General features: G+C 43.8%; 13 protein-coding genes. 8 read left to right on the top strand and 5 right to left on the bottom strand.

Features of this window, described 5'->3' with window-relative positions:
* Positions 1-53: 53 nt before the first annotated feature.
* Positions 54-593 (bottom strand): replication initiation negative regulator SeqA, encoded by a 540-nt coding sequence (seqA, locus tag F0232_RS13695; protein WP_017061953.1) that lies wholly within the window; start codon positions 591-593, stop codon positions 54-56.
* A gap of 93 nt (positions 594-686) precedes the next feature.
* On the opposite strand from seqA, the gene F0232_RS13690 reads away from it, so the two are divergent.
* The 3 genes from F0232_RS13690 (at position 687) to fldA (ending at position 2,367) form a co-directional block, all read left to right on the top strand.
* Positions 687-1,448: an alpha/beta fold hydrolase gene (locus F0232_RS13690; RefSeq protein WP_171750847.1), complete on the top strand. Its 762-nt coding sequence runs from the start codon at positions 687-689 to the stop codon at positions 1,446-1,448.
* A gap of 108 nt (positions 1,449-1,556) precedes the next feature.
* Positions 1,557-1,775 carry a DUF2788 domain-containing protein gene (locus F0232_RS13685; protein WP_004737900.1) on the top strand — a complete coding sequence of 73 codons (219 nt, stop codon included), beginning with the start codon at positions 1,557-1,559 and terminating at the stop codon, positions 1,773-1,775.
* Positions 1,776-1,833: 58 nt separating this feature from the next.
* The gene (gene fldA / locus F0232_RS13680; RefSeq protein ID WP_004737899.1) at positions 1,834-2,367 is read left to right on the top strand and encodes a flavodoxin FldA; all 534 of its coding nucleotides are present in this window, start codon (positions 1,834-1,836) and stop codon (positions 2,365-2,367) included.
* 110 nt (positions 2,368-2,477) lie between these two features.
* On the opposite strand, the gene F0232_RS13675 is transcribed toward fldA, so the two are convergent.
* A complete protein-coding gene (locus F0232_RS13675; RefSeq protein WP_004737898.1) occupies positions 2,478-2,984 on the bottom strand; it encodes a DUF4442 domain-containing protein in 507 nt (168 codons plus the stop codon).
* A gap of 207 nt (positions 2,985-3,191) precedes the next feature.
* Between F0232_RS13675 and fcrX the strand changes: the two genes are divergently transcribed.
* Positions 3,192-3,641, top strand: coding sequence for a ferric iron uptake transcriptional regulator FcrX (gene fcrX / locus F0232_RS13670; protein ID WP_004737897.1), 450 nt, complete (start codon positions 3,192-3,194; stop codon positions 3,639-3,641).
* Between the two features lie 139 nt (positions 3,642-3,780).
* Here the strand turns inward: fcrX and glnS are convergent, their stop codons facing one another.
* Complete coding sequence (gene glnS / locus F0232_RS13665; RefSeq protein ID WP_171750843.1) at positions 3,781-5,448, bottom strand: glutamine--tRNA ligase; 1,668 nt, start codon at positions 5,446-5,448, stop codon at positions 3,781-3,783.
* A gap of 302 nt (positions 5,449-5,750) precedes the next feature.
* The gene (gene nagE, locus F0232_RS13660; RefSeq protein ID WP_032498767.1) at positions 5,751-7,307 is read right to left on the bottom strand and encodes an N-acetylglucosamine-specific PTS transporter subunit IIBC; all 1,557 of its coding nucleotides are present in this window, start codon (positions 7,305-7,307) and stop codon (positions 5,751-5,753) included.
* A gap of 476 nt (positions 7,308-7,783) precedes the next feature.
* Here nagE and nagA point away from each other — a divergent pair, with 476 nt between their 5' ends.
* The 4 genes from nagA (at position 7,784) to asnB (ending at position 13,712) form a co-directional block, all read left to right on the top strand.
* Positions 7,784-8,920 carry an N-acetylglucosamine-6-phosphate deacetylase gene (gene nagA / locus F0232_RS13655; protein WP_008223817.1) on the top strand — a complete coding sequence of 379 codons (1,137 nt, stop codon included), beginning with the start codon at positions 7,784-7,786 and terminating at the stop codon, positions 8,918-8,920.
* Between the two features lie 2 nt (positions 8,921-8,922).
* Positions 8,923-10,137, top strand: a complete 1,215-nt coding sequence (locus F0232_RS13650) for an ROK family protein (RefSeq protein ID WP_061034162.1) — start codon at positions 8,923-8,925, stop codon at positions 10,135-10,137.
* An 84-nt stretch (positions 10,138-10,221) separates the two neighbouring features.
* On the top strand, positions 10,222-11,808 hold the full coding sequence (locus tag F0232_RS13645; protein ID WP_171731243.1) for a cation:proton antiporter family protein: 1,587 nt from the start codon (positions 10,222-10,224) through the stop codon (positions 11,806-11,808).
* 233 nt (positions 11,809-12,041) lie between these two features.
* A complete protein-coding gene (asnB, locus tag F0232_RS13640; protein WP_061034164.1) occupies positions 12,042-13,712 on the top strand; it encodes an asparagine synthase B in 1,671 nt (556 codons plus the stop codon).
* 80 nt (positions 13,713-13,792) lie between these two features.
* Here asnB and rfaH read toward each other — a convergent pair whose 3' ends face one another.
* Complete coding sequence (gene rfaH / locus F0232_RS13635) at positions 13,793-14,299, bottom strand: transcription/translation regulatory transformer protein RfaH (protein WP_171750842.1); 507 nt, start codon at positions 14,297-14,299, stop codon at positions 13,793-13,795.
* Positions 14,300-14,394 lie beyond the last annotated feature (95 nt).

Genomic DNA, 14,394 nt, shown 5'->3' with positions numbered 1-14,394 from the left:
ACCTCATAATATCTTCTTATCCATGGATATTATGAGGTTTAAATCAGATTTCGTTAAATTGAACCTGTTACTTTTTCAATCAATTCTGCTTGGAAATTCATGCGGCTCATAAGCTGCTCAACCATCTGTCTTTTGCGGCTAGTATTATTATTTGTAATAACCCAAAAAGGACTTTGTGGAATGGCTTTAGGCTTAGTCGTGTTACCGTTTGCTAGTAACGTCGCTTCGTTGTCTGCAAAGTAAACACGCTTGCGGCCTTTCACTTGAGTTGCTTCTGAAAAGCTTAAAGGGTCGATTTTATGCAGTGTTGATAACACTAGCATGAAACGATCAATGGCTTTCTTTAATGATGCAAACTCATCTGATATTAGTAGTGAGCGCATTTCTTTAACGCCATCGAACTTCTCTGGAGTAAAGCCTACCTCTTTGCTAACAACGATACCTTTCGGCTCTACGATCTCTTCGATCGGAGCCATGCCTTGGCTATCAACCTGTAACAAGCGGCGCAGAATATCTGAAGCGCTTTCGCCAATACGTTCTGTCTGACCCGCAATAAAACGGTATAGGTCCTCATCAACCTCAATTGTTTTCATTCGCTTTTCACAATCTCAATGTTTAAACTCAGGGGGATTATAGCGAGATCCGCGCGGATACTCTACGTCAAACCCACCATGAATAAGATAAAAATGTCAGTACAGCTCAACTATAAAATCGAAGGTGAGGGTCACACCATAGTTTTGATCCATGGATTATTCGGTAATCTGGACAACCTAGGCTTGCTGGCTAGGGATCTAAAAGTCGACCATCAGGTACTGAGTATCGATCTTCGTAACCACGGTCAATCCTTCCACAGTGATACTCATAATTACCAAGCGATGGCACAAGATGTCGCTCAACTGTTGAAAGATCTCGAGCTGAATGATGTTACTGTCATTGGTCACTCGATGGGCGGAAAAGTTGCTATGGCGCTTACCCAACATCTAGAGCTGCGCAAACTGATTGTATTGGACATGGCACCAGTCGCTTACACCCAAAGCCGTCACGACAACGTATTCGCAGGCCTTAAAGCGGTCATTGAAGAAAAGCCAGGATCTCGTGCCGAAGCACTTAAAGTGCTCGCCAAACATATCGAAATAGACGGTGTTCGCCAATTCTTAACAAAATCACTGTTTAAGTCAGAACAAGGCATTATGGAGTGGCGATTTAACGTCGCATCACTACTCGCAAATTATGCACATATTATTGGCTGGGAACCGATCGATAAAACGTCGGTCAAAACCTTACTAATAAAAGGTGGGGATTCGGACTACCTCATGGCTGAGCACCAAACTGCGGTCCAACAGCAATTTTCTAACGCAAAGGCGCACGTTATTGCGAATACGGGCCACTGGCTGCACGCAGAAAAACCAACTGAAGTGCTGAGAGCAATTCGAAAATTCATCGCTTAAGTGCGCTTTTTCATGCAGATAAATGAGAGTTGAGTAATCACTGCACATTAACTTTATCTCGCAACAGTGATATAGTGCGCCCAAGCAAAATTGGTATATAAGGTTCCCATGCTTTACGACTACATGAACATCATTGAATCTGTTGGTTTAGATCTCCTATTTGCCGCGATTTTCTTTTTGATCGGCATGGCAATTAAGGACGTTCTCAAGCAAGGAAATGTTCCTCCATTTGGTCGTCGCATTGTGTGGTTAGTACTTTTCCTTGGCTGTGCAGGTTTTATCGCCAAAGGGATAATCCAACTAAGCTGGGAAGGAACTGGGATCTAACGATTCCCCTCCGAACTTTATTACACCGACAACAGACAAAATGAAAGGTAATGATTCTATGGCAAGTGTAGGTCTCTTCTTTGGTAGCGATACAGGTAACACTGAAGCTGTTGCTAAGATGATTCAAAAGCAATTGAGCAAACAGCTCGTTCACGTTCAAGACATTGCAAAAAGCAGCAAAGAAGATATCGATAACTTCGATCTACTGCTGCTTGGTATCCCTACGTGGTACTACGGCGAAGCACAATGTGATTGGGATGATTTCTTCCCAGAGCTAGAAGCTATTGATTTCTCAACTAAGCTTGTTGCTATCTTTGGTTGTGGTGACCAAGAAGATTACGCAGAATACTTCTGTGATGCTATGGGTACTATCCGTGACATCGTTGAAGCGAAAGGCGGTACTATCCTAGGTTACACTTCTACTGAAGGCTACGAGTTCGAAGCATCTAAAGGTCTAGTTGAAGGCGATGACAGCCAATTCGTTGGCCTATGTATCGACGAAGACCGTCAACCAGAGCTAACTGATGAGCGTGTATCTAACTGGGTTAAACAAATCCACGAAGAGATGTGCCTAGCAGAGCTTGAAGACTAATTATCTGGTAGTTGTCCATTGTTACAATTAGTGACAACTCTCTAGATATGAAAAAACCTCCTAATTGGAGGTTTTTTTCTATTTGTCTATATAAGTTCTGTCTGTCTAAATTAGCACTCTGCTTCTAGTGCTTCGTCATCATCTCTGAATTGTGGCTTCTTTCTGACATAAAGCGTACGCTGAATTTCTGAGACCACATTACCCTGCTTATCTTTGACATAGATAATAAACTCAGGAAAACACTTCTCACCAAGTTGAGTCTGACGGTAAATCTCATCAAGCTGACCTTGGCTTATTTCAAAGTCTGCATACAGATCTGACTGACCAGGTTTGATGAAGTTAATGCTCGCCTCTTTGTCCCACACATAATACCTTTCACCTAAAATTCCCATTAACATCAATGAGTAAACAGGATCCGTTAGGGAAAATATGCTGCCGCCATACTGAGTACGATTGGCATTTTTGTTCCACCAGCGCAACTTAAGCACTGTTTTTACTACCCTAAAATCCGAACTAATATGGGCTATCTTTATCCCTGCTCCCCAAAATGGAGGCCAAATATTAAGAGCGAATTTTACGATGTTTGGTTTGTATATTTTTGCAAGTTGCTTATTCATAACAACATTCCGTGTTCATATTAGAATTACCGCCACCCTGACTGGTCGTACCTCCACTATAAGTGAGATACTTCCAATTTACAAAACAGATTGTGATGTTGATTAGTAACCCTTTGAAGTTCGTGGTTTATTGTTATGCCTGACTAAACTATAATGGTATTAATATTGAATTCTGTTAATTGCTGCAGATCATCAACAGGAAAGTATATGTCAGACAATAATCAAGCGCTAAAAGATGCTGGTCTTAAAGTGACCCTCCCAAGGCTCAAAATTTTAGAAGTATTACAACAACCAGACTGCCAACATATTAGTGCTGAAGATTTATATAAAAAGCTGATCGACTTAGGTGAAGAGATCGGGCTTGCGACCGTTTATCGAGTATTAAACCAATTCGATGATGCTGGCATTGTAACTCGCCACCACTTCGAAGGCGGTAAGTCTGTATTTGAACTTTCAACACAGCACCACCACGATCATCTAGTATGTCTAGATTGTGGCGAAGTTATCGAGTTCTCTGATGACATCATCGAAGAGAGACAAAAAGAGATAGCGAAGCGCTATAACGTTCAGCTAACGAACCACAGTTTATACCTTTACGGTAAAAGCATGACGGGTGATTGCAAAGGCAACCCAGACGCGCACAAACCGAAAAATTAAACAAACGCTGACTTCGGTCAGCGTTTTTTATATTGGGCTGAAAGTCTGCTAGATTGTTCTTTAGATCCACGCATTATTCAGATACAAAAAAACCGGCACTAAGCCGGTTTTTTATTAGACAACTTGTTAGCGTTAGCAATTATGCTTCAGCTTTACCCCAAGTATCACGTAGGCCAACCGTGCGGTTGAATACTAGCGCATCTGCTTTAGAGTCTGTTGAATCAACACAGAAATAACCTGTACGCTCAAACTGGAAACCTTGCTCTGCAGCGGCTTCCGCTAGGCTAGGCTCAACAAAACCGTTCAACTTAACCAGAGACTCTGGGTTGATCGTTGCAGCGAAATCATCCGCAGCAGCTGGGTTTGCAACAGTGAATAGACGATCGTATAGACGAATCTCAGCTGGCAGTGCTTTATCAGCAGATACCCAGTGGATAACACCCTTCACTTTGCGGCCATCTGCCGGGTTCTTACCTAGCGTTTCGTCATCGTAAGAACAGAAGATAGTTGTAATGTTGCCTTCTGCATCTTTCTCGATACGCTCTGCTTTAATTACGTAAGCACCACGTAGACGAACTTCTTTACCTAGAACCAAACGCTTGTACTTCTTGTTTGCTTCTTCACGGAAGTCATCACGCTCGATCCAAACTTCACGAGTAAACGGTACTTCACGAGTACCCATTTCAGGTTTGTTCGGGTGGTTAGCAACTGTTAGTGTTTCTACCTTGTCTGCATCGTAGTTTTCAATCACGATCTTAACCGGGTCTAGAACAGCCATTGCACGTGGTGCATTTTCGTTCAAGTCATCACGGATACAAGACTCAAGTGAACCGAACTCAATCATGTTCTCTTGTTTAGTCACACCGATACGCTTACAGAACTCACGAATAGACGCAGAAGTGAAACCACGACGACGTAAACCAGAGATAGTCGGCATACGTGGGTCATCCCAACCTTGAACTAGGTTTTCAACCACAAGTTGGTTTAGTTTACGCTTAGACATCACCGTGTATTCAAGATTCAGACGGCTAAACTCGTACTGACGAGGTTGGCAATCGATCGTAATGTTATCTAGAACCCAGTCGTACAAACGACGGTTATCTTGGAATTCAAGAGTACAGATTGAGTGCGTAATACCTTCCAGCGCATCAGAGATACAGTGAGTGAAATCGTACATTGGGTAAATGCACCATTTGTCACCTGTCTGATGGTGGTGAGCAAAACGAACACGGTAGATAACAGGATCACGCATTACCATGAATGATGAGCTCATGTCGATCTTGGCACGCAGACACGCTTTACCTTCTTCAAAGCCACCGTCACGCATTTTTTCAAATAACGCTAGGTTCTCTTCAGGGCTGCGGTCGCGGTATGGGCTTGCTTTACCTGGCTCTTTTAGCGTGCCACGGTATTCGCGGATCTGCTCAGGACTTAGCTCGTCAACGTACGCTAAGCCTTTATTAATTAATTCCACAGCATAAGCGTAAAGCGTATCGAAGTAGTTTGATGAGTAACAAATGTCACCAGACCATTCGAAGCCTAACCAGCTTACATCATTCTTAATTGACTCAACGTATTCAACGTCTTCTTTTTCAGGGTTTGTATCATCGAAACGAAGATTACATTGTCCCTGGTAGTCCTGAGCAATACCAAAATTCAAGCAAATAGATTTAGCGTGACCGATGTGCAGGTAACCATTTGGCTCCGGCGGGAAACGAGTATGCACGCTACTGTGTGTACCATCCGCTAAATCTTTATCAATAATTTGGCGAATGAAATTCGATGGACGAGCCTCAGCTTCACTCATCTATAGCACCTCTATGTATTTAGTATTGTCAGAGAAAGTTATCTTTTATCTCCTAGCCAAGCGCCACTTTTAGCGTCAGCTCTAGATAGAAAGATCATTGTTGCTAATCATCCACAATTCTTCGCCTTTGCACAATAAGAACCGTCCGTTAATTACGATTATTTCTGCTATTCGATGAAGAATAGAACGAACCGTATCCCAAAGACTTAAACTGCAGATACAAAAAAGCCTCCCTTATGGGAGGCTTTCAATTTGACACTTACTTGAGAGTATTAATGACTGCTCAGTTAAGTACTTCCTTACTATGGAAGTTTTACATCAGATAGGTCTTCACCTGCGCCGATAGCTTTCATTTCGCCAGCTACGATTTCAGCAAGTGGGCCTAGGATAACTTGTAGGTTGTTTTCACCTAGCTTCACAACACCTTTAGCACCTAGCTTCTTAAGAACGGCTTCGTCAGCAACAGAGCGGTCTTTAAGAGTTAGACGTAGACGTGTGATACAAGCGTCGATTGAAGTTAGGTTGTCGTGACCACCTAGAGCTTTTAGGTATTGACGTGCAAGGTCGCCTTTTGGAGCGTCACCAGCTGGAGCTGCAGCTTCTTCGTCATCTTCACGACCTGGCGATTTCAGGTTGAAAGCGCGGATTGCGAAAGAGAAAGTGAAGAAGTATAGAGCACCGAAGCCAAGGCCGATTGCTAGAAGTACTAGAGGTTTAGTTGCTAGACCCCAGTTCAATACGAAGTCGATAAGACCAGCAGAGAAACCGAAACCGTGCAGAGTACCAAACATGTTAGCAACAACTAGAGACAGACCAGTGAATACAGCGTGCATTGCGTATAGAGCAGGAGCTAGGAATACGAACATGAATTCTAGCGGCTCTGTGATACCAGTTAGGAATGAACAGAATGCTACTGAGAATAGTGCACCACCAACTTGGCTACGTTTTTCAGCAGGAGCTGCTAGGTACATTGCAAGTGCAGCACCTGGTAGACCGAACATCATTACTGGGAAGAAACCGTTCATGAATACGCCTGCACCTTTATCGCCACCGAAGAAACGGTGTAGGTCGCCAGACTTAACAGTGTCAGTAACTTCTTTAACAACAGTAGTGATTTCTGGAGTTACAGAGTTAGCGAATGTGAATGTGTGCTCTTGGCCAACAACTAGAGTTTTAGCTAGAGATGGGTCAACACAAAGCTGAGTGATGTTAGCGAATGCGCCTTGACCAGCAACGATGATTTCTTGACATGTACCCATACCGAACCAGAAGTACGAGTTCAATACGTGGTGTAGACCTACAGGGATAAGTGCACGGTTAAGAGTACCGTAAACGAATTGACCGATAGCGCCAGACGTTGATACTGCGTGAGCCAGTGCGTCTAGACCAGATTGAACACCAGGCCAAACCACACCAGACACAGCACCTGCAACAAGTGCAAATAGACCAGCCATGATTGGTACTAAACGTTTACCTGCGAAGAATGCCAGCCACTCAGGAAGACGTGTAGCATGGAAAGCGTTGTAAGAGTGACCCGCGATGATACCTGCGAAGATACCGCCGAAGAAAGACATGTTAACGTCAGCGTTAATCGTTGTCGCTGTCGCTGTTAGAACGAAGTAAGCAACTGCACCAGCAAGACCCGCTGCGCCGTTACCGTCTTTAGAAAGACCAATCGCGATACCTAGACCAAATAGCAATGGTAGGTTACCGAAGATAGCACCACCAGCTTGCGCCATGAATGGAATATCAAGTAGATCGCCTTGACCTAAACGTAATAGAAGCGCCGCAATCGGAAGCGTTGCGATAGGTAGCATTAACGCCTTACCTAGCTTCTGTGCATATCCTAGAATATTCACCAGTTGTTTCCCCCTATAGGATTTTTTAGAATTCGTTTGAGAAACTTATTTTAGTCGCTCAATTTAGTCCTATTCAGTGTATTCAATTAATTTTGCTCCGCAAATTAAAACCTTACCATTTGTGATCGTAATCACCAGTTTTTACCAAATCCAGAGGTTTTTGCTAGCGAGATCATAAAACTTATTTTATCATTCAAAAAAATGAACATTTATAGATAAAATCCAAATCTAACTATTGGGTCAAGAGTGGGTTATGTTCAGCTTTAAAAGCCAGCTAACTTACTGATATTTCTTAACCCATAATCATAAAAACAATGAATTGTTCACATATTTTTCAAACACTTAAAATCGCTTCCCTTTTTGAAGCCGTTTGCCCATAAAAGATAAATCGTTACGTAAATGATGCTCGCAAACTAAGTCCACATTTAGGTAACGAACGAATTTAAAAGATCTGACGAAATAAGGATTAGCTGACTATGTACGCGCTAAGTAACTGTAAAATTTACACTGGTAGTGATGTTCTAACCGATCATGCTGTAGTAATCGAAAACGAACTGATCAAAAAAGTCTGCCCTATCTCTGAATTACCGGAAGGTATCGAGGTTCGCGACCTAGACGGAGCAAACCTAAGCCCAGGTTTCATTGACCTACAACTTAATGGTTGTGGCGGTGTAATGCTGAACGATGAGATCACTGCAGAAACAATGCAGATCATGCACAAAGCCAACCTCAAATCAGGCTGTACTAGCTTCTTACCGACTCTGATCACTTCTTCAGACGAAGACATGCGCGCTGTTATCACAGCTGCTCGTGAGTACCACAACCAATACCAGAACCAATCTTTAGGTCTTCACCTTGAAGGTCCATACCTAAACGTTGCAAAAAAAGGCATTCACAGCGTTGATCATATTCGTAAGTCTGACAGCGAGATGATTGAGCTTATCTGTGAGAACAGCGACCTTGTTGCGAAAGTAACACTGGCTCCTGAGCTGAACGACCCAGAGCATATCGAGCGTCTGCACAAAGCTGGTGTTGTTGTTTCTATCGGTCACACCAACGCAACTTATGCAGAAGCACGCCAAGGTTTCGAATCTGGTATCACATTCGCAACGCACCTATTCAATGCAATGACGCCTATGGTTGGTCGTGAACCAGGTGTGGTTGGCGCAATTTACGATACGCCAGAAGTATACGCAGGCATCATCGCCGACGGCTTCCACGTTGATTACGCAAACATCAGAATTGCGCACAAAATCAAGGGAGAAAAGTTGGTATTAGTGACGGATGCCACAGCTCCTGCAGGTGCTGACATGGAATACTTTATTTTTGTCGGTAAGAAAGTATATTACCGAGATGGTAAGTGTGTTGATGAAAACGGCACACTGGGCGGCTCAGCTCTGACTATGATTGAAGCAGTTCAGAATACAGTTGAGCACGCTGGTATCGCTTTAGACGAAGCTCTTCGCATGGCTACGCTATACCCAGCTACGGCTATCGGTGTAGAAAGCAAGCTAGGTCGAATCAAAAAAGGCATGGTTGCAAACCTAGCTGTATTTGACCGAGACTTTAACGTTAAAGCGACTGTTGTTAATGGACAATACGAGCACAATTAAGTATGAATGGCGGACAAATAGGTAACGTAGACTTAGTTAAACAACTAAACAGTGCGGCGGTATACCGACTAATAGACCAACAAGGGCCTATCAGTCGTATACAAGTGGCTGATGTAAGCCAACTCGCACCGGCAAGTGTTACAAAAATTACCCGCCAATTATTAGAGCGCGGCCTAATCAAAGAGGTCGCACAGCAAGCGTCTACTGGCGGTAGACGCGCTATCTCTCTAACCACAGAAGTAGAGCCTTTCCACTCTATCGCTGTGCGCTTAGGTCGAGACTATATTCAAGTTAGCCTTCATGACCTTGGTGGTCGTGAATTGGCTTTCCAGCAGCAAGACCTGAATTATTCAGATCAGTCAGACCTTACTCAAGGCTTGGTCAATACGCTTAAGGCCTTCATCGCTGAGCACCAACCGAAAATCGATCAGCTGATTGCGATTGGCGTAACTCTTCCAGGCTTAGTTAACCCGACGACGGGTGTCGTTGAGTACATGCCAAATACAGACATCGATAACCTTGCATTGAGCGACATTATTCGCGACACATTCCATGTCGCTTGTTTTGTTGGCAACGATGTTCGCGGAATGGCACTAGCGGAGCACTACTTTGGCGCGAGCCAAGACAGCCAAGACTCTATCTTAGTAAGTGTTCACCGCGGTACTGGTGCGGGGATTATCGTTAACGGCCAGGTTTTCTTAGGCCATAACCGTAACGTCGGTGAAATCGGTCATATCCAAATCGATCCACTTGGTGAACAGTGCCAATGTGGTAACTTTGGTTGTCTTGAAACGGTAGCGGCGAACCCAGCAATCGTAGAGCGCGTGCAAAAGCTGATTAAACAAGGTTATGAGTCCTCTTTAACCGAACTTGAGCGTATTACTATTCAAGACGTTTGCGACCATGCAATGAATGGTGACGAATTAGCTAAGCAGAGCTTGGTTCGAGTAGGAAACCAGTTAGGTAAAGCGATCGCCATGACGATCAACCTATTTAACCCTCAAAAAGTGATCATTGCTGGTGATATTACTAAGGCACAAGAGATTGTTTTCCCTGCAATTAAGCGTAATGTAGAGAATCAGTCGCTAACGACTTTCCATAGCGGCCTGCCTATTGTAGCATCACAGATCGATAAACATCCTACGATGGGAGCTTTTGCTATGATCAAGCGCGCCATGCTCAACGGTGTGTTACTGCAGAAGTTACTTGAAGATTAAAGAACAACAATTCTGATTTTCCGCGGGCCGTGTTTGTAAAAACACGGCCCGTTTTTTTAAGCTAGGGAACTACAACAACAAGTTATGGAACTTATATTAATATCCACTGCGTTTATCGCAGGATTTATTGCTTTAAAATGTCATCTTCCGCCACTGGTTGGTTTTTTGGTTGCGGGATTTGGGCTTTTTGCCTTTGGTTTCGAAACGAATGACACCATCATTACCTTGGCTGACCTCGGTGTCACCCTGCTCCTATTCACCATCGGCTTGAAGCTAGATATCAAAACCCTACTCTCTAAAGAGATCTGGGCTGGCGCGACAATACATAACCTTTTATCCACTCTGTTTTTTGCCGTCGCCCTATTTGGTTTTAAGTTCCTTGGCATTTCGTCACTGGCAGCTATGTCAGTCGAGCAGATTGTTCTACTCGGCTTCGCCCTATCATTCTCGAGTACCGTATTTGCGGTAAAGACTCTTCAAGAGAAAGGCGAAATGAATGCGACCTACGGTACATTGGCGATTGGTATCTTGGTCATGCAAGATATTTTCGCGGTGGTATTCCTAACGGCCTCGACAGGTAAAATACCAGAGTGGTATGCAATTGCGCTATTTGCCCTACCTTTATTACGCCCACTGTTCTACAAAATACTTGATTGGGTTGGACACGGCGAAATGTTGGTTCTTTCCGGCATCTTTTTCGCATTAGTCGTCGGTGCTGGTTTATTCCATTTGGTTGGTGTTAAGCCAGACCTAGGCGCTCTTGTTCTAGGTATGCTGCTTGCTGGTCATCCAAAAGCCTCAGAGTTATCAAAATCGCTGTTTAACCTTAAAGAGCTTTTCCTTGTCTGTTTCTTCTTGAACATTGGTTTGTCAGAGCAACCAACCATTCAAGGCGTTATGCTTGCAATCTTGTTCTTGCTTATGCTGCCAGTGAAAGGTGTTCTCTACTTCTTGGTGCTTAACCGCTTCAAGTTCCGTGTTCGAACGTCTCTACTTGCCTCTTTATCACTGTTTAACTACAGCGAATTTGGCCTCATCGTTGGTGGCCTAGCCTTCAAGATGGGTTGGATGTCTGGCGATATCCTAGTTGCCGTCGCGATTGCGGTTTCACTGTCTTTCTTAATCGCTGCACCTTTAAATCGAGCTGGTCACAAGCTTTATCAGCAGTCAGGTAAATGGCTAAAAGAGCATGCCTCAGAAAAGCTTCACCGACGCGATAAGCGAATTGACCCTGGTCGTGCCCAAGTGCTTATTCTTGGTATGGGCCGAATTGGTACTGGTGCTTATGACGAATTACGCTCTCGCTATGGCAAGGTAAGTTTAGGTGTCGAAGTTCGTGAAGAAGCAGCACATAACCACAGAAGCCACGGTAGAAACGTGATTTCTGGCGACGCGACTGACCCAGACTTCTGGGAGCGCATCTTAGATACAGCGAATGTAAAGCTGGTTATCTTAGCCATGCCACATCACCAAGGTAACCAGACCGCTTTAGATCAACTAAAGTCACGTAACTTTAAAGGACAGATCGCAGCTATCGCAGAATACCCTGATCAACTCGAAACCTTGAAAGAGAATGGTGTTGATGCCGCATTCAATATCTACAGCGAAGCCGGTAGTGGTTTTGCTCGCCATGTTTGTGAGCAATTAAACCCAAACATCAACAAAATCTAGCCTAAATCCCTCTCAGAAAAACCTCTCAAGGCTGTGAATTTTCGCACTTTTGAGAGGTTTTTGTATAAAAAAGCAACCACATTTAGATACCAAACACCAAAACGACAAAATAATTAAATAATTTCTAACATAACACCCTTTATATTATTTTTTTGCTCACATCCGGTTGCTTTTTTTAGCCAGAATGGCAAATTGAATACAGTTGATTTAGAAATTATTTAAAAGGAAGTTCTATGTGTTCAGTATTTGGCATTCTCGACATAAAAAGTGATGCCGCAGCACTTCGCCCTATCGCTTTAGAAATGTCTAAAAAGCTTCGTCACCGTGGACCAGATTGGTCTGGTATCTATGCAAGTGACAAAGCAATCCTTGCTCACGAGCGTTTAGCTATCGTCGGTCTAAATAGTGGTGCTCAGCCGCTATACAGCCAAGACAAGAAACACATTCTTGCGGTAAACGGTGAAATCTATAACCACAAAGAACTCCGTGCTCGCTATGAAGATAAGTACCAGTTCCAGACAGACTCTGACTGTGAAGTTATCCTTGCGCTATACCAAGAAATGGGCGCAGACCTGCTAGAAGAGCTAAACGGTATCTTCGCATTCGTTTTATACGATGAAGAAAAAGACGAATACCTAGTAGGCCGCGACCACATCGGTATCATCCCGCTTTACCAAGGCTACGATGAACACGGTAACTACTATGTTGCTTCTGAAATGAAAGCTCTGGTTCCTGTATGTAAGACCATCAGCGAGTTCCCTCCTGGTAGCTTCTACTCTTCGAAAGATGCAGAGCCACAACGTTACTACATTCGTGACTGGAACGAATACGCTGCAGTACAAGGCAACAGCACAAGTAAAGAAGACCTAACGGAAGCACTAGAAGCAGCGGTGAAGCGTCAACTAATGACTGACGTACCTTACGGTGTACTTCTTTCTGGTGGTTTAGATTCATCTATCACTTCAGCAGTCGCTAAACGCTTTGCGGCAATGCGTATTGAAGATGACGAACAGTCTGAAGCTTGGTGGCCACAACTGCACTCATTTGCGGTTGGCCTAGAAGGTGCTCCTGATCTTATCGCTGCTCGTGAAGTGGCAGACAAGATTGGTACCGTACACCACGAGATGACATACACCATTCAAGAAGGTCTGGATGCAATCCGTGATGTTATCTACCACATCGAGACCTACGACGTAACGACAATTCGCGCGTCTACGCCAATGTACCTACTTGCTCGTAAGATCAAAGCAATGGGTATCAAAATGGTACTGTCTGGTGAAGGTGCTGATGAGATCTTTGGCGGTTACTTGTACTTCCACAAAGCGCCAAACGCAAAAGAATTCCATGAAGAAACAGTACGTAAACTGCTGGCTCTGAACATGTTTGACTGTGCTCGTGCGAATAAATCACTAGCAGCATGGGGCGTAGAAGGCCGCGTACCATTCTTGGACAAAGAGTTCATCGATGTAGCAATGCGCTTAAACCCAGAAGACAAAATGTGTGGCAACGGTAAGATGGAGAAACACATCCTACGTGAGTGTTTTGAAGATTATCTACCAGACTCAATTGCATGGCGTCAAAAAGAGCAGTTCTCTGATGGGGTTGGCTACGACTGGATTGATACGTTGAAAGCAACCGCTGAAGCGAAAGTAACGGACAAGCAAATGGAAACTGCGCAGTTCCGCTTCCCATACAACACGCCAACGACTAAAGAAGGCTACGCTTACCGCGAAATCTTTGAAGAGTTGTTCCCGCTAGAATCTGCAGCAGAGTGTGTACCAGGTGGTCCATCTGTCGCTTGTTCATCAGCAAAAGCTATCGAATGGGATGAGTCGTTCCAAAACTGTGTTGACCCATCAGGCCGTGCAGTACAAGCCGTTCACAACGATGCTTACAACGCTTAAGGCGATTGGTAAATTCTAAGTACTAAAAAAGGCGCATCATGCGCCTTTTTATTTTTAAGCCGATTTTTTTATTGTTGCATTTATGCGTGAGCTTGCAGTGCTTCATTCTCAATGCTGATAGGCACCACCTGGCTGATCATCTTCACTAACATGATAGAGCGAGCCTCGCCATCTTTCTGGTGGAATATTGCTTCTATGCCTGCAAACTGACCACTCGTAATTTTCACAACCTGACCAGATTCGAACTCAGCACAGCACTCTTCGACATCATTGGTGCAATTCTTCTCAAGTTCTTTAAGCTCAAAAACCAAGTCGCCTTGTACTTCATGTGGTAGCGCTCCAAACTTAATGAAGTCCACTACGCCGCGTGTGGAACGAACGGTCGTAAAGCTTGGTCCTTGTTCATAATCAAATCGAACAAAAACGTATGAAGGGAACAGCGGTTCTTTGACTACCTTTTCTTTCCCTCTAACTACTTTTTCGACTTCTATTTGTGGGTAAAAGCACTCTACCCCTTGATTCTCTAAGTGCTGCTGAGCGCGTTTTTGATCGCCACGCTTACAGTAGAGTAAATACCAACGTTTCATTTAACTAGCCATTTTCTATTTTGGGGACATTTTACCACAAGCCTAAAACGGTTTAATTGCTATTAACTAAATGAATCTTAATAGCCACAAAATTA

The organism is Vibrio sp. T3Y01, from assembly GCF_013114525.1.
GTDB classification, from domain to species: Bacteria; Pseudomonadota; Gammaproteobacteria; order Enterobacterales; family Vibrionaceae; genus Vibrio; species Vibrio chagasii_B.
The sequence above is the reverse complement of the archived record's forward strand: the minus strand, read 5'-3'. Positions and strand labels throughout refer to the sequence as shown.

What these genes read in the sequence shown, in the direction of transcription:
- nagA (WP_008223817.1), top strand. Translation starts at nt 7,784, where the DNA reads ATGTACGCGCTAAGTAACTGTAAAATTTACACTGGTAGTGATGTTCTA.
- fcrX (WP_004737897.1), top strand. Translation starts at nt 3,192, where the DNA reads ATGTCAGACAATAATCAAGCGCTAAAAGATGCTGGTCTTAAAGTGACC.
- seqA (WP_017061953.1), bottom strand. Translation starts at nt 593, where the DNA reads ATGAAAACAATTGAGGTTGATGAGGACCTATACCGTTTTATTGCGGGT.
- fldA (WP_004737899.1), top strand. Translation starts at nt 1,834, where the DNA reads ATGGCAAGTGTAGGTCTCTTCTTTGGTAGCGATACAGGTAACACTGAA.
- glnS (WP_171750843.1), bottom strand. Translation starts at nt 5,448, where the DNA reads ATGAGTGAAGCTGAGGCTCGTCCATCGAATTTCATTCGCCAAATTATT.
- F0232_RS13690 (WP_171750847.1), top strand. Translation starts at nt 687, where the DNA reads ATGTCAGTACAGCTCAACTATAAAATCGAAGGTGAGGGTCACACCATA.
- rfaH (WP_171750842.1), bottom strand. Translation starts at nt 14,299, where the DNA reads ATGAAACGTTGGTATTTACTCTACTGTAAGCGTGGCGATCAAAAACGC.
- F0232_RS13685 (WP_004737900.1), top strand. Translation starts at nt 1,557, where the DNA reads ATGCTTTACGACTACATGAACATCATTGAATCTGTTGGTTTAGATCTC.
- F0232_RS13645 (WP_171731243.1), top strand. Translation starts at nt 10,222, where the DNA reads ATGGAACTTATATTAATATCCACTGCGTTTATCGCAGGATTTATTGCT.
- asnB (WP_061034164.1), top strand. Translation starts at nt 12,042, where the DNA reads ATGTGTTCAGTATTTGGCATTCTCGACATAAAAAGTGATGCCGCAGCA.
- F0232_RS13675 (WP_004737898.1), bottom strand. Translation starts at nt 2,984, where the DNA reads ATGAATAAGCAACTTGCAAAAATATACAAACCAAACATCGTAAAATTC.
- F0232_RS13650 (WP_061034162.1), top strand. Translation starts at nt 8,923, where the DNA reads ATGAATGGCGGACAAATAGGTAACGTAGACTTAGTTAAACAACTAAAC.